The sequence below is a fragment of the Paenibacillus turpanensis genome, assembly GCF_011421635.1.
Taxonomy (GTDB): Bacteria; Bacillota; Bacilli; order Paenibacillales; family YIM-B00363; genus Paenibacillus_AK; species Paenibacillus_AK turpanensis.
In genome coordinates this window covers 1-22,677 of sequence record NZ_WTLI01000010.1, presented here as the reverse complement: position 1 = coordinate 22,677, position 22,677 = coordinate 1, and the positions used below count along the sequence as shown (strand labels likewise).

12 protein-coding genes and 1 pseudogene are annotated in these 22,677 nt (G+C 53.4%); 10 read left to right on the top strand and 3 right to left on the bottom strand.

What is annotated here, in order from left to right; genetic code table 11:
* Position 1: 1 nt before the first annotated feature.
* Entirely contained in the window at positions 2 to 1,399 is a 1,398-nt protein-coding gene (gene sufB, locus GQS10_RS10700; RefSeq protein WP_166241891.1) for a Fe-S cluster assembly protein SufB, read from the top strand.
* 134 nt (positions 1,400 to 1,533) lie between these two features.
* Positions 1,534 to 2,859, top strand: coding sequence for a C40 family peptidase (locus GQS10_RS10695; RefSeq protein WP_166241889.1), 1,326 nt, complete (start codon positions 1,534 to 1,536; stop codon positions 2,857 to 2,859).
* Positions 2,860 to 2,926: 67 nt separating this feature from the next.
* On the opposite strand, the gene GQS10_RS10690 is transcribed toward GQS10_RS10695, so the two are convergent.
* The 3 genes and pseudogenes from GQS10_RS10690 to GQS10_RS10680 all read right to left on the bottom strand — a co-directional run.
* The gene (locus tag GQS10_RS10690) at positions 2,927 to 3,979 is read right to left on the bottom strand and encodes an HD-GYP domain-containing protein (protein WP_166241888.1); all 1,053 of its coding nucleotides are present in this window, start codon (positions 3,977 to 3,979) and stop codon (positions 2,927 to 2,929) included.
* 99 nt (positions 3,980 to 4,078) lie between these two features.
* Positions 4,079 to 5,107 carry a ThiF family adenylyltransferase gene (locus tag GQS10_RS10685; RefSeq protein ID WP_166241886.1) on the bottom strand — a complete coding sequence of 343 codons (1,029 nt, stop codon included), beginning with the start codon at positions 5,105 to 5,107 and terminating at the stop codon, positions 4,079 to 4,081.
* Positions 5,100 to 5,555: pseudogene (locus GQS10_RS10680) on the bottom strand (molybdenum cofactor biosynthesis protein MoaE); the annotation flags it as partial. The pseudogene GQS10_RS10680 and the gene GQS10_RS10685, both read right to left, overlap by 8 nt.
* 108 nt (positions 5,556 to 5,663) lie before the next feature.
* On the opposite strand from GQS10_RS10680, the gene moaA reads away from it, so the two are divergent.
* From moaA to GQS10_RS10640, 8 genes are all read left to right on the top strand, one after another.
* On the top strand, positions 5,664 to 6,671 hold the full coding sequence (moaA, locus tag GQS10_RS10675) for a GTP 3',8-cyclase MoaA (RefSeq protein ID WP_166241882.1): 1,008 nt from the start codon (positions 5,664 to 5,666) through the stop codon (positions 6,669 to 6,671).
* A 15-nt stretch (positions 6,672 to 6,686) separates the two neighbouring features.
* The gene (locus GQS10_RS10670) at positions 6,687 to 7,160 is read left to right on the top strand and encodes a molybdopterin-dependent oxidoreductase (RefSeq protein WP_166241880.1); all 474 of its coding nucleotides are present in this window, start codon (positions 6,687 to 6,689) and stop codon (positions 7,158 to 7,160) included.
* Between the two features lie 33 nt (positions 7,161 to 7,193).
* Positions 7,194 to 8,624 carry a bifunctional metallophosphatase/5'-nucleotidase gene (locus tag GQS10_RS10665; protein WP_243735105.1) on the top strand — a complete coding sequence of 477 codons (1,431 nt, stop codon included), beginning with the start codon at positions 7,194 to 7,196 and terminating at the stop codon, positions 8,622 to 8,624.
* 26 nt (positions 8,625 to 8,650) lie between these two features.
* Complete coding sequence (locus GQS10_RS10660) at positions 8,651 to 9,466, top strand: undecaprenyl-diphosphate phosphatase (RefSeq protein WP_166241878.1); 816 nt, start codon at positions 8,651 to 8,653, stop codon at positions 9,464 to 9,466.
* 231 nt (positions 9,467 to 9,697) lie between these two features.
* Entirely contained in the window at positions 9,698 to 10,702 is a 1,005-nt protein-coding gene (locus tag GQS10_RS10655; RefSeq protein ID WP_341805046.1) for an HD-GYP domain-containing protein, read from the top strand.
* A 1,022-nt stretch (positions 10,703 to 11,724) separates the two neighbouring features.
* Positions 11,725 to 13,008, top strand: a complete 1,284-nt coding sequence (gene ectB / locus GQS10_RS10645) for a diaminobutyrate--2-oxoglutarate transaminase (RefSeq protein WP_166241873.1) — start codon at positions 11,725 to 11,727, stop codon at positions 13,006 to 13,008.
* A 417-nt stretch (positions 13,009 to 13,425) separates the two neighbouring features.
* The gene (locus GQS10_RS23485; protein ID WP_279537977.1) at positions 13,426 to 13,560 is read left to right on the top strand and encodes a hypothetical protein; all 135 of its coding nucleotides are present in this window, start codon (positions 13,426 to 13,428) and stop codon (positions 13,558 to 13,560) included.
* A gap of 172 nt (positions 13,561 to 13,732) precedes the next feature.
* Positions 13,733 to 22,677 (top strand): non-ribosomal peptide synthetase (locus GQS10_RS10640; protein ID WP_166242173.1); only part of this gene is annotated, 8,945 nt, incomplete at its 3' end.

Here is a 22,677-nt window from a genome sequence, read left to right as displayed (position 1 = left end):
AATGGCTAAAGAAATGCCGGAATTGGATTTATATAAATATGGCTTTAAAGACAATCACCAAGCTGTTTTCCAATCGGGTAAAGGCTTGACGCCGGAAATCGTAACCGAGATTTCCCGCATGAAGGGCGAGCCGCAGTGGATGCTGGAGTTCCGTTTGAAGTCCCTCGAGCAATTTTTCAAAATGCCTACTCCAAAGTGGGGCGGGGATTTGGAAGGGCTTGACTTCAACGATATTCAGTATTATGTTCGTCCATCGGACGTAAAAGGTAAGACATGGGAAGAGGTTCCTGCGGAAATTAAGCAAACCTTCGATAAACTGGGTATTCCGGAAGCGGAGCAGAAGTTCCTTGCGGGGGTTTCCGCTCAATACGAGTCCGAGGTTGTTTACCACAGCATGCAGAAGGAGCTTGAAGACCAGGGCGTTATCTTTATGGATACGGACACGGCGCTCAAAGAGCATGAAGATTTGTTCCGCGAGTATTTCGGAACAATCGTTCCGCCAAGCGACAACAAATTTGCTGCACTGAACAGCGCAGTATGGTCCGGCGGTTCCTTCATCTACGTTCCAAAAGGCGTAAAATGCGAAATTCCGCTGCAGGCGTACTTCCGCATTAACTCCGAGAACATGGGTCAGTTCGAGCGTACATTGATTATCACCGACGAGGATTCCTTCGTACATTACGTTGAAGGCTGCACAGCGCCGATTTACAGCACGAACTCGCTGCACAGCGCCGTCGTTGAAATCATCTGCCGTAAAAACTCCCGCTGCCGTTACACGACAATTCAAAACTGGGCTCCGAACATTTACAACCTGGTTACGAAGCGTGCCGTTGCGGAAGAAAATGCAAACATGGAGTGGGTTGACGGCAATATCGGCTCCAAGCTGACGATGAAATATCCTGCGGTTGTTCTGAAAGGCCGCGGCGCGAAGGGCAGCGTATTGTCCATCGCCGTAGCAGGCAAGGGCCAGCATCAGGATGCCGGCGCGAAGATGATTCACCTTGCTCCGGATACGACTTCGACGATCGTTTCAAAGTCGATTTCGAAGCATGGCGGCAAAGTAACATACCGCGGTCTTGCTTCCTTCGGACGCAACGCGGAAGGCGCGAAAGCGAACATCAAGTGCGACACGCTCATTCTTGACAACGAGTCCACTTCCGATACGATTCCGTACAACGAAATCATGAACGACAATGTTACGCTTGAGCATGAAGCAACGGTATCGAAGGTATCCGAAGACCAGCTCTTCTACCTGATGAGCCGCGGCTTATCTGAAGCGGAAGCAACGCAAATGATCGTAATGGGCTTCATCGAGCCATTCACGAAAGAGCTTCCGATGGAATACGCGGTAGAGATGAACCGTCTCATCAAGTTCGAGATGGAAGGCTCCATCGGTTAAACTAATAAATCGGAAAACACTGCTAAAAAGCACGTTCCTTACCAACGGGGACGTGCTTTTTTGCCGCATATTTTTCTCCTGACAACACACCCTATGACTGAAAAATCAGTCTCACACGTAAAGGAGAAAAGGGAATGAACAAGTGGCGAAGCATAGTGGCAACCGGCATGGTTTTTGTTTTTGTATCGTTAACCGCTTGTAATACGGCAAATAACGGCGCGCAGGGCGGCCAGCAGCAAGGCGGCGGGCAAGAGCAGCAGGCTCAAGGCGGCGGGCAAGAGCAGCAGGCTCAAGGCGGGGATCAAGCGCAGGGCGGCAGCCAAGCGATGGGGGATGACGGAAGACCATTAGCGTTCGATATTACAGGCGGCTATAACTCCCTTGCGGCTGACGAGGAAGGAAATACGGTCGGAGAAACGAATTCCGGCGGACTCGGAATGCTTTCGAAGGATGGACAAAGCTCGCTCCGTCCGCTGGGTGAATCAGCCTTATCGGATGCGGTCATTCCTTTTGTAACTTCCGGTCAATCGCGTTATGTTCCTTTGGCAGATATTATCAATTTGTTGGAGTTTCGTGCAGAGCAGAATGGTGAAACATTCGATATCGGTGATAATGGCTCCGAATTTATTGTAACGATGAACGATCCGAAGGTGCAGGTGGAGGGCGAGACGATAACACTGAAGGAGCCTCCGGTTCGTATTAACGGTGTGCCGCATATTCCGGTGTCCGGTGTCGCGGATATATTCGGCGAATGGATGGTGTATGATCTTGACGAGAACAAGCTGATTATTCATCCTTCCGACGGCGATGTGTACTTAAAGGATACGGACAACCTTCCGGATGTGCCGAATGATGCCCTTAATTTTGGGGATGATCCAGCGGATCCATTCAAAGATGTTGACTTTACGCAGCCGACTCCGAATCAAGGGCAAGCGGGCGCCGAGGCTGGCGCTGAAGCCGGGGTTTGGAATGCGGATCCGGAGCAGTATGGAGAAGCCTACACGGTCGGTGGAAACGTAAGTCCTTTTGAACAAGAAGCAGTAGAAACAGCATTGAAAAATGTTGATGTTGGGGCGCTGTTAAATACGGCAAAACGATATCTTGGGGTAAAATACAAGTTTGGCGCAGCACCCTATCCGCAATCGAATCGTTTCGATTGTTCTTCCTATACCCGATATGTGTTCGGTAAATACGGTATTGACCTGCCGCGTACATCCCGTGCACAGCAAAAGCTTGGACAGACCGTCAGCCGCAAAAATTTGCGGAAAGGCGACTTGCTTTTCTTCTACGTCCCTGGGCGCTTTAAGTCCAACAAAGTGGCCGGACATGTGGGCATTTATATCGGCAACGGCATGATGATCCATGCGCTGGACGAGCCGAAGGATGGCGTGCAATACCGGAGCATTAACCGCGCGTTTTGGAAGAAGACGTTTATTACTGCAAAGCGTTTTGTTTATTAATAGAGCTCGCGTTATCAAACCGTTAGACATGAAAAAAAGGCTGCCGGATGATGGCAGCCTTGCTTCATTACATTTGAATGTCCTTCACGGCGTATTGCTTTTCCTTCGATAGATCGATAAACGTATTATCAATTTGAATAAGCGGCCGAAAGAAATCGTTAGCGTTAGTCATAACAATGGTACCAACCTGGCCGTTATCAAGCGTAATTTTTTTGCCAATAAAGTTCGGAATCATATTCTGAATAAACGTATGCGTAATTTGAGGATCCAGCTCCGTAAAGCTTAGGTTGTGCAGCTCTTGCAGTACTGCAAGCATGTTGCGTTTCGCCTGATAAACGGTGGAGGAAATCATCGTGCAGTATACTTCCGCTACCGAAACGATCTTGGCATAAGGGTGAATTTGGCTGTCGGAATCTCCGTTTGGATATCCTCTGCCATTCATTCGCTCATGATGCTGAAGCGCTACGAGAGCCATCGAAGCGTCCTCTAAAGATTCCACGATAATATCATGGCCGTACGTTGTATGCTTCTTGATCTCGTTGAACTCGGCTGTCGTCAGCTTGTCTTTTTTATACAAAATTTCGTGAGGAATCTTCGTTTTTCCTATATCGTGCAGGAAACCGGCTTTGCCGATTTTTTGCGCCTCGGCTTCGCTTTTCCCCATCCATTTGGCAATGAAATAAGAAATCATGCCGACCTGAACGCTGTGCTGGTAGGTATAGTCGTCCGTCACTTCCAGTGCAAGCAGCAGCGAGACGACATCCGTTTCTTTTTGGATTTGTTCCGCTAGAGGCTGGTAGGCGTTGTCCACAAGCTGCGGATCAAAGGTTCCGGCAGCACCGGCCTGCTCGAACAGCCGTTTTAAGCCTTCCACCGCTTGATCCAGCATCGGCTGCATTTTTTCGCGGAGCTGGCTTTCCTTTTGAAATTGGGCAATTTTTGCCTTCACGTCTACGACGCGGATAGCGATATCTACATATTCAATGCCATGGCGGAAAAGCATGGCAATATCGTTAGCGGACAGCACGGAATCGGAAGACAGCACGTGCAGGCCGTATTGGTTAAACACATGGGAAGTAAGCTTATCACCGACCTGCAAATCTGTAACATTAACCCTCATATCGTTTTCACCTGTCGCCCTCGTTGGTATTAAGTTTAGTTTACAAAGGAAATGTCGAAAGAGCAATCCTTTCTTGCTAGATATTGAACGTAAGTTATCTTACATTCCAATATATCGGCTGTATAACGATTTGGCTTGAACGGGATCGCTGACGCCCTGAATCAGGACCCGGCCATCGGGAAACAGCACAATGGTCACTTCCTCGTTAGGGGACAGCTTCAGCAAAAATGGATTTCGCGTAACGCTTCCGAGCGGACGCCATTTCTCTTCCCACTGGGCCAGATTTACCGGAGACGGATTCCGTGGAACGATCTGTACGGAATCACGGCCGCACATGGATTGAACGGCGTCGTCTCCCTCATCCATTTCCAAATATTCAAAGCGGTGCTGGCCGCATGCAGGGCATTGCTCCCGGCGGGAGCGGCTGATATCGATGGCGGAGTCCTGCGAACGCCAAATGTCAAACTGCAGCATGCGCCCGTGCAGCTCCTGCTTATTGCCGGTTAAGTATTTCAGCGCCTCCGTCGCCTGGTAAGAGGCTACGATATGAATAATCGGGCCAAGCACGCCGACGGTGTCGCACGTATCGCCGCCGCCTTGGGAAGGCGATTGAGGGAACAAGCAGCGCAGGCAGGGCGTTTCTCCCGGAATGATCGTCATCATCATTCCGCGGGAGCTGACGGCGCCGCCGTAAATCCACGGAATGCCGAGCTTCACCGCGGCATCGTTAATCAGAAAGCGGACGGAAAAATTATCGCTTCCGTCCAAGATCAAATCCACGCCGCCGAGCAGAGCTTCGGCGTTAGCCGCGTTGAGATCGGCCACATGCGGCTCGATCTCAACGGCGGAGTTCACCCTGCGCAGCAGGTCCGCTGCGGCAATCGCTTTCGGCGTCGAGCCGTCGGCATCGGCTTCCGTGTACAGCATTTGCCGCTGCAGGTTGCTCGGCTCCACAAAATCCCGGTCAATAAGCCGGACGTAACCGACGCCGGCCCGGACCATATGATTCGCAAGGACGGTGCCTAAGGCGCCCATGCCGACGATAACGACGCGGGAGTCGATCAGCCGCTGCTGGCCGGCTTGTCCGATGGGGGCAAACAGCATTTGCCGCGAATAGCGCTCAAGCATCGCCTTCTCCTCCTTCGGGAGGCTGGACCGGATTCCAGGGCCCCAGCTGATGGCCGATCCACTGCTCGCCATCCTCCCAAATTTCCTTTTTCCAGATCGGCACGATTTGCTTCAGCCGTTCGATCGCGTAGCGGCTTGCGTCATAGGCCGCGCTGCGGTGCGGGCTGGAAACGGCAATGACAACACTCGCTTCACTGACGGGCACGGTGCCCAGCCGGTGTGTAATTGCCGTCAGCGTGCCGCTCCATCTATCCGCGATTTCATCGCCGATTTGATGCAGCGTGCGCAGTGCCATCGGCTCGTAGCCGTCGTATTCTAAACGAATGGTTCGCTTGCCCTTCGTCATTTCTCGGGTCGTTCCAATAAAAACGACGTTAGCTCCATGGTCGGGATGCGATACCAAAGCCGCCACGGCGTTTACGTCTATTACATCATGAGTAATGCGGTATCGTTGTGCCATTTTTGTTCCATTCCTATCAATAATGTCTTCCTCCTAGCATATCACAAATGTATGGGAAATGTTATAATGTAGGGAACTTGGAAGGCGGTGAACGGGATGAGCGAATCATTATTAATCGACAGATTTGGCCGCGCTCATGACTACTTGAGAATATCGGTAACCGACCAATGCAATTTGCGCTGCGTATATTGCATGCCTGAGGAAGGCATGGAGTTTTTGTCAAACGATAAAGTCATGTCCTTTGATGAAATCGTGGCCGTGGTCAAGGCGGGGGCGGAGCTTGGAATCCGCAAGCTGCGCATTACGGGTGGAGAGCCGCTCGTTCGCAAGGATATTGAAGTGCTGATCGCCCGGCTGTCGGCGATCCCCGGTATTGAAGATATTTCACTAACGACGAATGGTTTGCTGCTGGAGCGTAAAGCGGATGCTCTGCATGCGGCAGGACTGAATCGTGTAAATATTTCACTGGATACGCTGGATTCCTCTCGTTTTCGGATGATCTCTCGGCGCGGCGGTTTGGACCAAGTGCTGAAGGGAATCGAAGCGGCCTCGCGAGTCGGGTTTCATCCTATAAAGCTGAACTGTGTGCTGCTCAAGGGAATGAATGAGGATGAAATTCCCGACTTTCTCCGCATGACGCTGGAGCATCCGCTGCATGTCCGCTTTATTGAATATATGCCGATCGGTCATGCGGACGATACGTGGAGAAGCCATTATTTACCGCTCCAGAGTGTCCTTGACAAGGCAAAGGAGCTTGGCTATTTAGTCGCGAAGGAAGAACGGGTGAAGGGCAACGGCCCTTCGGAAGATTTCCGCATTGAAGGCGCGGTCGGAACTTTCGGGCTGATCCATCCGATCAGCGACCATTTCTGTAAAAATTGCAATCGTCTGCGGTTGACGGCGGACGGAAATCTGAAGCCCTGCTTGTATTGGGTCGATGAGCTTAATGTAAGGGAATGCGCATCGGATCCGGAGGCGCTGAAGGCGATGTTTTTCCGTGCGCTTGACATTAAGCCGGAAAACCATGAAATGGCGGAGAAGCTTTGGGACGCCGCCCAATCCCACGTGCCGACGGATCGGCGGATGTCGCAGATCGGCGGCTAAAAGGAGATCGTACTGATGAATATTACGGTTATGCAGGAGAATAAACAGGATACATTTACGGTTGAGGGGTTTGCTGCCGTCGTACCGTCAGAGGAGCATTTTCCGCTGGCGCAGCGGGTGCCTGGTGTGGAAGGCTTGGCATTGGATCTTATGACCTGGCATAAACTATGGATAAGCTCGGGGCATACGGTCACAGATAAGGAGACGGCAGCTCCGACTCATCTCAAGGTGGAAGCGGCGGATGAATTTCAAGCGGTAATTCCATGGAATGAATTAATGGAGGCGGCGGTGCTATTTCAAGGAAATGACGGCCAGCCCCTCCACAAAGGGTACCCGGTCCGCTTGTACGTGCCGAATGGATCCAGCGAATGCTTGAATGTAAAGAGTGTAACCCGGATTTGGTTTTTGCATGACCTAGGAGGCGCCGATAAGTCCTCCTACGGCTTTAAAAATGAGGTTTCAATCGACCAACTGAAATGGAAAGGGTGAGCGCCTCCGTTGCATGCCGTTCGTAAAGTACACTTGATACATACCAATGATATTCACAGCCATTTTGAACAAATGCCGAAGGTGTCATCTGTGATCCGGTCCATCAAAGAACGAATCGGCGGCGAACCGAGCTTGCTGTTGGATATCGGCGACCATATGGATCGAATGCGCACGGAGACGGAAGGAAGCGAAGGTGCGGCGAACATCGCGGTCATGAACGAAACCGGGTACGATGCAGCTGTTCCAGGCAATAATGAAGGACTGACGTTTACGGTCGATATGCTGTCCGATGCGCTAGGCAAGAAAGCGGACTTTCCTTATTTGGCAGCCAATATGGAGCTCACCTCAACGGGGGTAAGGCCCGATTGGCTAGTGCCGCATCGGCTGCTGAACTGCGGCGGCGTTCGGATTGCATTAATCGGCGTTACCATCGATTTCACCACCTTTTACAGTCAGCTGGGCTGGACAGTCACCGACCCGATAGAGGCTGCCCTGCGGGAAGCCGAGGAGGTTCGTTCCACTGCCGATATTGTGGTCGTGCTGTCGCACATGGGGCTGCATCATGACGAGCGTTTGGCTTCCGAGGCGGCGAATCGTAGCGGACGTCTTATCGATGTCATTATCGGAGGGCACACGCATCATCTGCTGGAGAAGCCGCTGCGCATTGGACATTCGGCCATATTCGGCGCCGGCAAATTCGGCCAATACGTTGGCCATATAACACTCACCTATGATGAGACGGACCGTCGGGTGTTTGCGGATGGAGAAGTAATATCTACAGAGGGGTTCCCTGCCGACTCTCATTTGGAGATGGTCATCCGCTCGTACCGGCTGCAAAGCGAACAAAAGCTGAGCGGGCCGATCGTTACCCTGCAGGAGCCGGTTGAAAACAGCTGGCAGCAGGAGTCCGCCTTCGGGAACCTGCTTGCCCAATCGCTGCGCCAATGGACGCAGGCGGAGATCGGGCTTGTCAACGCAGGGCAGCTCTTGGACGGACTGCAGGCCGGTCCGGTGTCAAGGGAGCGGCTGCTGCGCGTATGCCCTTCGCCGATTAATCCGTGCCGCATGCTGCTGCGCGGCGAGGATCTTGCCGAAGCGCTGGAAGAAGCGCTGCAGGATGCGTATATTCAGCTGCCGATTCGAGGCTTCGGCTTCCGGGGGGAGAAGCTCGGCACGCTGTGCTTGGACGGGATGCAGGTGACGTACTGTCCAAGCGCGCCGAACGGACAGCGAATCCGCAGCGTGGTTATTAACGGGCTGCCGCTTGACCCGGTCCGCGAGTATTCGGTCGGTACCATCGACATGTTTACGTTTCGAATTGGTTATCTTTCGTTGGCGAAAGGAACGAACATACGCTACTATTTGCCTGAGTTCATTCGCGACTTGCTGGCGGACAGCCTGCATAACGACTTGATGCTGCGAAGCTGCCGGGAGAAACGCTGGATCCCGCAAGCTGAGGCATAGAGAGAATCTATTTCGGGGAGGAAGCGATGTTCGATTTATGGGTTGCGTTTATTATCGGGTTAGTCGAGGGCTTAACTGAATTTTTGCCGGTTTCATCGACTGGACATATGATTTTAACCGGGCATCTGATACATTTTACGGGCGATACCGCAGAAACCTTTGAAATCGTCATACAATTCGCGGCGATCTTGGCTGTCGTCGTTCTTTATTGGAAGCGGGTGCTTCGGCTTTTCGGCATACAGCTTGGGGAGCGTGCTCCCGCGAACGGACCGCGGATGAATCTGATTCATGTCGCAATCGCCATCGTCCCTGCAATGGGACTCGCTTATGTGCTTCGTCATTTTATCAAGGATGTGCTGTTTTCACTGGAAACGGTATTGATCGGCCTAGTACTGGGCGGAATTTTTATGATCATTGCCGAAAAGCAGCAGCCGCCGGTTACGGCGCAAACGATGGATGATCTTACCTATCGGCAGGCTTTTTTCATTGGCATTGCGCAAATTTTATCGCTCTGGCCGGGCTTTTCCCGTTCCGGCTCGACGATTGCCGGCGGAATGCTGGCTGGTGCAACGCGTGCGGCGGCGGCCGATTTTACGTTTTTAATCGCGATTCCGATCATGACGGCGGCCTGCGGCTATGAAATTTTACAGAACATCGATAAGTTCAGCAGGGACTCGCTCTTGTTCTTCGCCGTCGGCTTCGTTACATCTTTTGTGGTAGCTCTGCTTGCGGTCGCAACCTTTATAAAGCTGGTAGGCAAGCTGAAATTAACATATTTTGCATACTATCGCTTTGCACTCGCTGCCATTATTTTGGTTTATATGCTAACTGTAGGAATGTAACAATTTATGAAAACTTCATGTAAATTCTCTGACCGTGTCGAAAGATGCGGTTTTTTGTATTGCGTTTTAGGCGTCAATTAGGGTACAGTGAGGATATATAGGTATAAGAATGTACTAACAACATCACGTATGGAATAGGAATGTGGGGACTTCATGCGGTTATTGCCGATCACAGATTGTAAACCTGGACATCGACTTGGGAAGAGCATACTCAACGAGGAAGGCTGCATTTTGCTCGCGGAACATGTCGAATTGACGGAGAAGCTAATTTCTCGTCTTCAGCACCATGGGATCAGCTACGTTTATATTTTGGACGGCCTGACGGACGATATTGTGGTTCCTGATTTGCTGAGTGAAGAAACGCGGAGACGGGCAACCCGGGAAATCCGCAACGCGTTTCGCAAGACGATGGAGGAAGCGGGACGCAAAAGGCCGATTCATCATCAGCCGAGCCTAGGGAAGACGTTCCGTGAGGTGCTTAATATTATTGTTGACGACCTAACTGCCAATAAGGATGCAATGATCATGCTGACAAATATGAGCATTACGGATAATTATTTGTATCAGCACTCATTAAACGTTTGCATATATTCAACTATGCTGGGCACAGCGTACGGCTATACAAGGGACGAGCTGACTACGCTCGGCTTAGGAGCGCTGCTTCACGATATTGGCAAAACGCATATCCCTCTGGAAATTCTCGCAAAGCCGGGAAGACTGACGGACGAGGAAATGCTAGTGATGAGAAGCCATGCGGAAATCGGTTTCCGGCTTCTGAAGGATGAGCCGAACATCCCTCTTTTATCGGCGCACTGCGCACTGCAGCATCACGAAAGGATCGATGGCAGCGGATACCCGCGCGGTATTGGCGGAACGGAAATCCATGATTACGCCAAATGGATCGGTCTTGTGGATTCGTATGACGCGATGACTACGGCGAGAGTATACAAATCGGCGATGCTTCCGCATCAGGCGCTTGATATTTTATATTCCGGTGCCGGGACGATGTATGATTTGGACAAACTCACACTGTTTCGTGATAAGATCGCCATTTATCCGCTCGGGCTGGAGGTTAAGCTCAGTACGGGCGAGAGAGGCGTTGTGGTTGATGTGAACAGCGCTTCGCCGCAGCGTCCGATTTTGCGTATGGTGACGGACGAGCAAGGAAATGAAATCAAACAGGTTTATGAAGTCGATTTATCAAAGCGTCTTGATCTTTCCATTGTCGGTATATAGGGAATGAGCCGTGTCTTGAGAGCATGGCTTCCTTCGTTTTGCCCCTAGTAAAGGGGGGGGGGGCGATTTGATAGAAAACGATCGGCAGGGCTTGTTTTGGCGCTGGGGGCACGATTGTGCCGGAAAATGTTGCGTTACTTCCGTGCTTAATGTGATGACACCATGTTGTAGGTGAACCGTGATGAGGGCTTGGTAGAAAGGTGATGAGTACCAAGCCTTTTTATTTCACCTGATAGTAAGATTGTGCAATGTAATAGTCGTTCCAGAGCTGAGCAGATTCAGGACTTTTTCCTGACATTTGCTCAGCTTTTCTTTTTGAGGCAGGGGCAGGAAATAGGAGAGGCATGTAAAGGCGTTAAATTTTATTGGTAACTGCAAAATAAAATGTGTAACCACATGCCCTAGAGGATGGCTGATGTTATATCAGTGTCTGCCAATCATTTTTTGTAACCTGTTAAAACCGTTTCAGAAATTATCTAGTAGACGCAAGTTGCCGAGCAGGCTCAAAGCCTCATTGCGAAGGCAAACAGCCTGCCATGTCCCCCCTTCAAGTAAAGCCTCTTTTAGCGTACCTGGACGCGCTCGTGGTAATAGGGAAGAGCTGAAATTCGTCAAACTCCTTTGATTATCAAAACTCTCTTAATAGAATTCAACGATTATTTGCTCTACCCCTAAGCAAACCATTCCTAGCGTTACTTCTCTATTTGCTTTTTCAGGAAAAATATTAACATATTATGTTGATTAGACCGAATTTAACTAAAACTTTATTATACATTATACGAAATATTGATATAATCCTACATGGAGTTAATAACCTATTATGTTAGAACGTGGAATAGGAGGGGAAATTATCCCGATACAAGCTGTGCGCGAGAGACCAGTCCACTGGCTACCCAGCAAGCCGGCATGCGGGGACCGACAATTGCGGAAAATGACAGCCGAGAATATGCTGCTCCATGACGTCAGTAGGTTCAGAACGGATGAAGCCAACCTTATCCCAATTCCGATGGAGGATGAAGCGCGTGAGCATTTTTGAAAAGCTGGAATCCAACGTAAGATCTTACTGCAGAAGCTTTCCGGTGGTATTCGACCGGGCCAAGGGGGACCTGTTATATTCTGAAGACGGAAAAGTATATATCGATTTCTTTGCAGGTGCCGGCGCACTGAATTACGGTCATAACAACGATTATATCAAGGACCGGATCCTCAATTATTTGACCTCCGACCGGATTATGCACGGGCTGGATATGTATACAATGGCTAAGCGCGAATTCATCCAGAGCTTCTCGGAGCGGATCCTGGAGCCGAAGAAGCTGGATTATAAGCTTCAATTTTGCGGTCCGACGGGGACGAACGCGGTGGAAGCGGCCCTGAAGCTCGCACGCAAGGCGAAGAAGAGAACCGGGATATTCGCATTCATGGGCGGCTTCCACGGAATGTCGCTCGGCAGCCTGTCAGCTACAAGTTCCAAATCCATGAGGGAAGGGGCGGGGCTTCCTCTGGGCGGAATTACATTCATGCCGCACCCGAGCGGGGCTTTCGCAGGAATGGATACGCTCGGCTATATCGAGAATATCCTGACTGATTCGCACTCCGGAACCGACAAGCCGGCCGCCATCCTGCTTGAAACGGTACAAGCCGAAGGCGGAATTCACGTCGTCGACGCGCAGTGGCTGCGCGGGCTGCAGCAGCTTTGCCGCAGGCACGATATCCTGCTCATTACCGACGAAATTCAAGTCGGCTGCGGTCGGACAGGCGAATTCTTCTCCTTCGAACGTGCGGGGATCGAGCCGGATCTCATTACCCTGTCGAAGTCGATCAGCGGGTACGGCCTGCCAATGTCCCTCCTGCTGCTGAAGCCCGAACTGGATCTATGGACGCCGGGCGAACACAACGGCACCTTCCGCGGTAACCAGCTCGCTTTCGTGGCCGCCAAGGCCGCTCTCGAGTTCCGGGACAGAGCCGCTCTGGAAGCTCAGGTGAAACAGAAGGAAGAGTTTGTGCGCACCTTCCTTGACAAAGAAATCAAGCCTCTCCATCCGTCTATTGAAATCCGCGGACTCGGCCTGATCTGGGGCATTGACGTCTCGGGCTTCACAGATGAAGCCGGGGCGAAGCGGATGACGGAGATTAGCTTCGAGAACGGGCTCATCATTGAAAGAGCCGGCAGAGGAGACCGCGTACTGAAAATCATGCCTCCGCTGACCGTATCGATGGAGCATCTGGCCGCCGGCTGCGACATTATCAAGTCTAGTATGCAGCAGGTGATTTCCCAGGAGACCAAGGATTTGCTGGTAACGACCTAAGCTCGGCCAAGCCGGTGGCCTCCCGGCAAGAGGCACGGAAGTGGGAGCATGCGGCCCTGATGTTAATATAAAGTTTTCACCCCATTGGAAGATTTTCTCCCCATGCTGCCTGCGGTACCGTTCAGGCAGCATGGAATTCACCGCCAATCCAAGGGCTGTACCGTTCATGCCATACGGGGCATTCTTTGAGCCTTATGAAGCACCATCGTCACATCTAATCGTCAGGAAAAGCGCACTACTCCGCAGCCGGATCTTTACTTATCCACACCAAGGGCTGCGAGGGAAAACACAAATCGTACATAGAGTGTATCAATACCCCTTAAACATAGGTTTCGACAAAGGCAGCTCCAGTGCCAAATCCGGAGGTAAGGCCGACTTCCTGCTGGTCGGACGGAACCCTACAGCAAGCCTTACACGATGGGAGTAACATCCCTTGTCACCCCCAAATCGAATTCCGAATCCAATGTTAAACCAATGCCCGTCTTCGGGCGGCCCATCTGCAGCAAGCATATTGAAGCGAAGGAGCAGGAAGCAGCCGCATCTATTGCGTAGAACGTGCTTTTTGTTTTCTTGCACGCATGGGAGCCGAGTGGGACAACTGCTAGGCAGAGGATTGCCGCATGCTTCAACCGGGCAAGCGAAGCGGTGACCTGGCGAAAGCCATTGGCATTGTTGTCGCATGTTTGAATAGGCGGTGAGCGAGGCTGGAGCGTTGCTGCGGCATATGCTCCGCCGGATTGCTTTTACCGATGAAGAGAGGGGAACGATCCAGGTGGCTTTTGAAAAAGAGACGTTGTTTTGGAACGAAAAACTCGGTAGCGACGACGATTATACCTTGACACGGCTGCCTTACAGCAAAGCTCCAAGCTCCCTGGAGCCCATTGTGACAACCGTCGTCGGTTCACTTTCGGAGGAAGTGGCGCAGCGCGTCCTTCAAATGAGCAAGGGCGCTCCGCTGGCGGCTTTTATGATTTTGCTCGCCGGTGTACAGTCGCTATTGCATAAATATACAAGCGTTTCTGACATTCTGGTCGGCATGCCGGTTGTACAGAAACCGACGGAGATGCGCCGATCCGTTAATCATACGGTCATTTTGAAAAATACGCTTTCGGCGGGTGCAACTTTTAAAATGCTTCTGAGCGAGCTGAGGACTTCCTTACCGGAAGCGATTCAGCATCAACATATTCCGTTCTTAAAAATGACGGAGAAGCTGGATCTGCAATATGCAGGCGGGATACCCGTCGTCCATACGCTAGTATCCCTTAAGGAGCTGCATCTGAACGAAATCGGGCATAACGTGATCACGGATTGTTCCTTTGAGTTCAGCTTAACCGGCGAGACGATAAAGCTAGCGCTGTCATATAACGAGCACTTATATGACTCAGAGTTCATGACTCGGGTCGTCGGCCATCTGAATCGCCTGCTGGCTGTGGGGCTTCACGAGTTGGAGCTGGACATCGTGCGGGCGGACATGCTGTCGAAGGACGAAAAATTTCAATTGCTGCGAAGCTTTAACGATACCGAGAAGGACTATCCCTGTGAACGAACGATTCATCAGCTCGTGGAGGAGCAGGCGAAGCGGGTGCCCGAAGCGACGGCGGTTGTCTATGAGGGTCGTCGGCTTTCGTATGCGGAGCTGAACGAACGGGCGAACCGGCTGGCACGGACGCTGCGATCGGTCGGCGTGTTGCCCAATCAGCTGGTAGGCTTGATGGCAAGGAGATCGCTGGAGACGGTCGTTGGCATTCTGGCGGTTCTGAAAGCTGGCGGCGCCTACGTGCCGATCGACCCGGAATATCCGGAAGAACGCATCCGCTACATTCTGGAGGACTCGAACGCGCAACTGCTGCTGACTCAAAGGGAGCTGCTGCAGCAGGTGCCGTTCGAAGGGACCGTGGTGGCGCTGGATGACGAGCTGGCCTACCGCGACGATGGCTCGAACCTGGAGCCGGCCAGCGGTCCGAACGATCTAGCTTATGTCATCTATACATCAGGTACGACGGGCAAACCCAAAGGGGTCATGCTGGAGCATCGCGGGCTGGTCAGCCTGAAACTGACGTTTGCCCATACGCTTCACACGACTGAACAGGATCGAGTACTGCAATTCGCCAGCCTATCGTTTGATGCGTCGTGCTGGGAGATGTTCAACGCTCTGTATTTCGGGGCGGCCATATATATACCGTCAACCGAGACGATTTTGGATAATCAGCTGTTCGAACGTTTCATGAACGAGCATGCAATTACGATCGCCACTTTGCCGCCAACTTATGCGGCTTATTTGAATCCAGACCGACTGCCGAGTCTGAGCAGGCTCATCACTGCAGGCTCCGCCGTTTCAGCCGAATTCGTGCAGCAGTGGAAAGACAAGGTACAGTACTATAACGCGTACGGTCCGACGGAAGCCTCGATCGCCACATCCGTGTGGGCGGCGTCTACGAATGACACCGAACGCAGAGCGATTCCGATCGGACGTCCGATCTGGAACCATCGCCTGTATATACTGAGCGCACAGAATCAGTTGGCGCCTATCGGAGTGGAGGGAGAATTATGCATCGCGGGCGTCGGCCTCGCCCGGGGATATTGGAACCGGCCGGATCTGACGGCGGAGAAATTCACTGAACACCCGTTTGAGCCCGGAGAGAGACTGTACCGGACGGGCGACTTGGCCCGCTGGCTGCCGGACGGAAATATTGAGTACTTGGGCCGGATCGACCATCAGGTGAAAATCCGTGGATTCCGGATTGAGATCGGCGAGATTGAAGAGCAGCTTCTGAAGATCGACTCCGTGCAGGAGACGATTGTCATCGCGCGGGAAGGCAAAAGCGGGCAAGAACTGTGCGCTTACCTGGTAGCGGGCCGCCCGCTTACGCTCGGCGAGCTGAGAAGCGCGTTAGGACAAAAATTGCCGAATTACATGATTCCGTCGCATTTTGTTCAGCTTCCGCGGATGCCGCTCACGCCGAACGACAAAATCGACCGCAAAGCTTTGCCCGCTCCGGAAGGAAACGCGCTGACCGATGGCGCGTACGTAGCTCCCCGCAATGAAGCCGAGCGGACGCTTGCCGATGTGTGGCAGGCGGTATTGAACACTGATCGCGTTGGGGTAACGGATCATTTCTTCGAGCTGGGCGGAGATTCTATCAAATCCATTCAAGTATCTTCGCGGCTTCATCAAGCCGGGTACAAGCTGGAAATCCGAGATTTGTTCAAATATCCGACTATTTCGCAGCTCAGCCTGCATGTGAAACCGATCGGACGAACCATCGATCAAGGCGAAGTAACGGGTGAAACGGCACTGACGCCGATTCAGCATTGGTTTTTCGAGAACTCCTTTGCGGACCCGCACCATTTCAACCAGTCGGTGATGCTGTACCGGAAGGAACGCTTCGACGAAGAGACGGTGCGTCAGGTGCTGCAAAAGCTGGTCGAGCATCATGACGCTTTGCGGATGGTTTTCCGCAAGACGGAGCAAGGGTTTAGCGCACGGAACCGCGCGATTCAGGAAGGCGAGCTGTTCATGCTGGACGTGTTCGACTTTAAGGATGCGGAGATTACCGCGAAAGCTGTGGAAGCAAAGGCAACGGACATTCAAGCGGGCATTGATCTGGAGAACGGTCCCCTCGTGAAGGCGGGACTGTTCCGGTGTGCGGACGGCGATCATTTGCTGCTCGCGGTTCATCATGCCGTGGTGGACGGCGTGTCTTGGCGCATTTTGATGGAGGATTTTGCTCTGGGTTACGAGCAGGCCGGCAAAAGCGAGGAAATTCGTTTCCCTGCGAAAACGGATGCGTACCGCACTTGGTCCGAGCAGTTGGCGGCTTACGCCCAAAGCCCGGAGATGGCGAAGGAACGGGCCTATTGGCAGGCCGTGGAACAAATTGCGGTTCCGGCCTTGCCGAAGGATCTGGAGGCGGACGTTACGACGCAGCAGGACAACGAATCGCTGTTCGTCCGTTTAACTCCCGAAGAAACGGAACTGCTGCTAAAGCGGGTTCACCGTGCCTACAACACCGAAATGAACGATATTTTGGTAACGGCGCTCGGCATAGCCGTTCGTAAGTGGACGGGACACGAACGGGTGCGGATCAATCTCGAAGGACATGGACGCGAATCGATCGGAACGGATATCGACATCACGCGCACAGTCGGCTGGTTTACGACCAAGTATCCGGTTGTCCTGGAGCCGGAAACCGACCGGGATTTGGCCTATCAGATTAAACAGGTCAAGGAAAGCTTGCGCCGCATTCCTAACAAGGGGCTTGGGTACGGCGTATGTCGCTATCTCTCCAAATCGGGGGATGGCTTTGTTTGGGGCGCAGAGCCGGAAATTAATTTTAACTACCTCGGCCAGTTCGACGATGATGTCAACCAGGACGAGATCGGCATATCTTCTTATTCAAGCGGCAGCCCAGCCAGCGACCGGCAGGCCCGCAGCTTTGTGCTGGATATCAACGGCATGGTGCTGGATGGCACTTTATCGCTCGATCTCAGTTACAGCCGGAGGCAGTATCGCAAGGAAACGATGGAAACCTTCGCTCAGCGGCTTGAGCAAAGTCTACGAGAGCTCATAACCCACTGCGCAGGCAAAGAAAACACGGAATTGACACCGAGCGACGTGCAATTTAAAGGCTTGACCATCGCGGAATTGGAGCAGATTGCCCAGCGCTCGGACCATCTCGGGGAAATCGAAAATATTTACTCGCTTACGCCGATGCAGAAGGGCATGTGGTTCCACAGCGCGTTTGACAGGCAAACGGCCGCTTACTTCGAGCAGACGCGGTTTACGATGCGGGGAGCGCTCGACGTCCAGCTTTTCGAGAGAAGCTGGATGGAGCTTGCGAAACGTCATCTGGTGCTGCGGGCGAATTTTGTGAAAGGACCGGCGGGCGAGCCGCTGCAAATCATATACCGCGACAAGCCGGTCGGCTTTGAATATGAAGAGCTGCTTCATTTGCAGGCGGACGAGAAACAAGCGTATTTGGATAAAAAGGCCGAGGATGACAAGCTTCGCGGCTTCGACCTGGAACATGACGCGCTCGTTCGGGTTACGATCCTGCGCACCGAAGAGCAAAGCTATCATGTGCTGTGGAGTTTTCAGCATATTTTGATGGACGGCTGGTGCCTGCCGCAGCTGACGCAGGAGCTGTTTCAGACGTACGCGGCCTTGGCATCCGGCAAGCAGCCTGCGGGAGATAAGGGATCGGATTATGGCGCCTATATCGAATGGTTGGAGAAACAGGACGATCAGGCGGCATCCGGCTATTGGACGGCATACCTGGCAGGTTATGAAGGGCAAACCGTACTTCCGGGACAAAAGGAACCGGCGCCGAACGGCAGATTTACGGCTGATCACGTCACCGCCGAGCTGGGCAAGGACTTGAGCGAGCGGATGGACCGGGTGGCGAAACAGCGCCTTATTACGGTCAATACGCTGCTGCAAGCCGCTTGGGGCGTGATGCTGCAAAAATATAACGGAACAAACGATGCCGTATTCGGCAGCGTCGTGGCCGGAAGACCGGCGGAAATCCCCGGCATCGAGTCCATGATCGGACTGTTCATCAATACGGTGCCGGTCCGCGTCACGAGCGAAGCGGAGACCGTGTTTGCCGACCTGATGGCGAAGCTCCAAGAGCGGGCGCTGGAGTCCGGGCGTTATGATTATTATCCGCTGTATGAAATTCAAGCCCGCAGCGTGCAAAAGCAGAACCTGATCAGCCATATCATCGCTTTCGAGAACTATCCGGTGGACGAGCAGATGGAGCAGGCGGGCGACCAGCAGCACGGCGACCTGACGATCGCTGACGTTCAGATGGAGGAGCAGACGAACTATAACTTCAACGTGACCGTGGTGCCGGGAGCCGAGATCGAAATTCGGTTCGACTTTAACACCGAAGTGTTCGATAAAGACAGTATCGAGCGGCTGAAGGGTCATCTCGTCCATCTGCTGGAGCAGGTGACCGATAACCCGGAAATTACCGTGGGCGAGCTGGAACTTGTGACGGAAGCGGAAAAGGCCGATATTATCGGACGTTTTAACGACACCGCCACGGAATTTCCGCGCGGGAAGACGCTCATTCAATTGTTCGAAGAGCAGGCATTGCGCATTCCGGAAGCAGCCGCCATATCGTTGAATGAGCAAGAGCTGACCTACCGCGAGCTGAACGAACGCATTAACCGCCTTGCCCGTACCTTGCGCAGCCACGGGATATCCAAAGGCCGTCTGGTCGCTATTATGGCTGAGCGTTCCATCGAAATGGTGGTTGGCATGCTGGCGGCACACAAAGCCGGAGCGGCTTACGTACCGATTGACCCGGAATATCCGGAGGAGCGTATCCGTTTCTTGATCGAGGATTCGGGAGCACAGGTCATGCTGACGCAAAGCCGTTTGCGCGAGCGCCTGGCGGGTTCGGACTCCGTGATCCTACTGGATGACGAGTCCTTCTATCACGAGGACGGCACAAATCTAAATCCGGGCACCGAAGCGACAGATCTGGCCTGTGTCATCTATACGTCAGGCACGACGGGCAAGCCGAAAGGCAACCTTGTTTCGCACCGCAACATCGTGCGGATCGTGCGAAACACGAATTATATCGACATCACCGAGCAGGATCATGTCCTCCAGCTTTCGAGCTATTCGTTTGACGGAGCGATTTTTGATATTTTCGGCGCTTTGACCAACGGGGCGCGGCTGGTGCTGGTTTCGCGCGAGACTTTGCTGGAAATCGGCCGGCTGGCGGATCTCATCCAGCGCGAGCACATCTCGGTCATGCTGATTACGACGGCTTTCTTCAACGTCCTTGTAGATGTGAACGTCGACTGCCTGCGGGATGTCCGGGCGATTTTGTTCGGAGGAGAGCGCGTATCGGTCGGCCATGTGCGTAAAGCGCTCGCCCATATCGGACCGGGCAGGCTCAACCACCTGTACGGCCCGTCGGAAAGCACGGTTTACACCACGTACCTTCCGGTCGACTTCATTGATGAGTCGGCAGTTACCGTACCCATCGGACGGCCGATCAGCAATACGACCGTGTATATCGTCGACAGCCGGAATAAGCTTCTGCCGATCGGCGTGGCCGGGGAGCTTTGCGTCGGCGGAGAAGGCTTGGTACGGGGCTACAATAACCGGCCGGAGCTGACGGCTGAGAAATTTGTGGACAATCCGTTTGTACCGGGAGAGCGCATGTACCGGACGGGGGATCTGGCGAAATGGCTGCCGGACGGCACGATCGAATACGTGGGACGGACGGACGACCAAGTGAAAATCCGCGGCTTCCGCATTGAACTGGGCGAGATCGAAGCTCAGCTTCAGAAAGTGGAGGGAATTCGGAAAGCGACGGTATACGCTAGGGAAAGCGCCTCCGGAGAGAAGCAGCTTTGCGCCTATTATGAAGCGGACCGCGAGTTTCCGGCGGCCAAGCTGAAGAGCGTGCTTTCCCAGGAACTCCCGGCCTATATGATCCCGGCGTACCTGATCCAGTTGGAACGGCTCCCGCTGACGACGAACGGCAAAGTCGACCGCCGATCTCTCCCGGCGCCAGAGGAGAGCCTGCAGCCGGGTGCAGGACATGCTCCGCCTCGGACTCCGCTGGAAGCCAGCTTGGCCGGAATTTGGAAAAGCGTGCTCGGACTGGAGCATATCGGCGTTCATGACAACTTCTTCGACCTGGGCGGCCATTCCCTGCGGGCGACGACACTGGTGAGCAAGGTGCATCAGGAGCTGAACGTCGAGCTGCCTCTGCGTGACGTATTCCGTTACTCGACGATCGAAGAGATGGCTCTCGCCATCTTGCGGATCGGAGAGCAGTCGTTCTCGTCAATTCCGCTGGCAGGCGCAAGAGCATATTATCCGCTTTCCTCAGCTCAGAAGCGGCTGTTTATCCTGAATCAGCTGGAAGGAGCCGATCAGAGCTACAACATGCCGGGCGTGCTGCTGCTGGAAGGATCGATTGACCGGAGCCTGCTGGAGAGGGCTTTCCGCGGACTGATCGCACGGCACGAAACGCTGCGAACCGGCTTTGAGATCGTACAAGGCGAAGCTGTACAGCGTATTTACGAGAGCGTCGATTTTGCCGTCGAGTACCGTCATGCGAGCGAAGAAGAAGCGCCCGAAGTCGTGCAGGCCTTCATCCGGCCTTTCGACTTGGCGAAGCCGCCGCTGCTGCGGGCGGAGCTCGTAGAGCTGGCAGCCGAACGTTATTTGCTGATGTTCGACATGCATCATATCGTCTCCGACGGGGTTTCGATGGACGTGTTAGTCGAGGAACTCGTTCGTCTGTACGGCGGCGAGTCATTAGAGCCTTTGCGCATTCAATACAAGGACTATGCGGTATGGCAGCAGTCGGACGAGCAAAAAGCGCAGTTGAAACGCGAGGAAGCTTACTGGCTGGACCGTTACCGGGGCGAGCTGCCGGTCCTGGAAATGCCGACGGACTATCCGCGTCCGGCCGTGCAGAGCTTTGAGGGACAAACGCTAACGTCCTTCGTGGACGAGGCAACGAATGAAGGATTGAAGCAGCTGGCCGTTCAAAGAGGAACAACGCTGTATATGGTGCTGCTTGCGGCATATACCGTGCTTTTGCATAAATATACGGGTCAGGACGATTTGATCGTCGGAACGTCGATTGCCGGTAGAACGCACGGAGACACGCAGCCGTTGATTGGAATGTTCGTCAATACACTGGCACTCCGCAATTATCCGGCTTCGGAGAAGACCTTCCTGTCGTATCTGGAAGAAGTGAAAGAAACGACCTTAGGCGCTTACGAGCATCAGAATTATCCGTTCGAAGAGCTCGTCGATAAAGTGCAGGTCAGCCGGGATTTGAGTCGCAACCCGCTGTTTGACACGATGTTCTCCCTGCAAAACTTGGAGGACAAAGAGTTTGAGCTGGAAGGGCTGAAATTGTCCCCGTACCCTAGCGAATACGGCACGGCCAAGTTCGACCTGAGTGTGGATGTAACGGAAGAAAATGGCGGCTTGGAGTGCAGCTTTGAATTCGCAAAGGCTCTTTATAAAGAAAGCACGATCCGGCGGCTGTCGACTCATTTCGGACATTTGCTTGCGGCGATCGTAAGTCGCCCGGAAGCGAAGATTGCCGAGCTGAACTTACTGACGGTAGAGGAAAAAGAACAAATTCTCGTCTCGTTCAACCCGGTGCAGCCGGAAGCGGCTCCTGCAGCGGCGTTCCACCGGCTGTTTGAGGAACAGGCGGAGCGTGCGCCGGAAGAGTCAGCCGTCGTGTACGAAAACGACCGGTTGACGTATGCGGAGCTGAACGAGCGGGTGAACCGCTTGGGGGCCACCCTGCGCGCAAGCGGCATCGGCCGGGAGACGATCGTCGGCATTCTCGCCGAGCGTTCGGTGGACTTGCTGGTGGCCGTGCTGGCCGTCTGGAAAGCGGGCGGGGCGTATGTGCCGCTTGACCCGGATTATCCGGCGGACCGCGTGCGGTTCATGCTTGAGGACAGCGGAGCGAAGGTGCTGCTGACGCAAACGGCGCTGCGAGAGCGTGCCGAAGCCTGGCTCGGCGAAGAGGAACTGGCGCTGGCGGCGGTGCTGTACCTCGACGACGAAGCGTCGTACAGCGATGAGCGGGCGAATGCGTCGATTGTCTCCGGCAAGCTGACGGATGCTGTGGACGACGGCGATGAGAGCCATCAGAATGTCGGCGC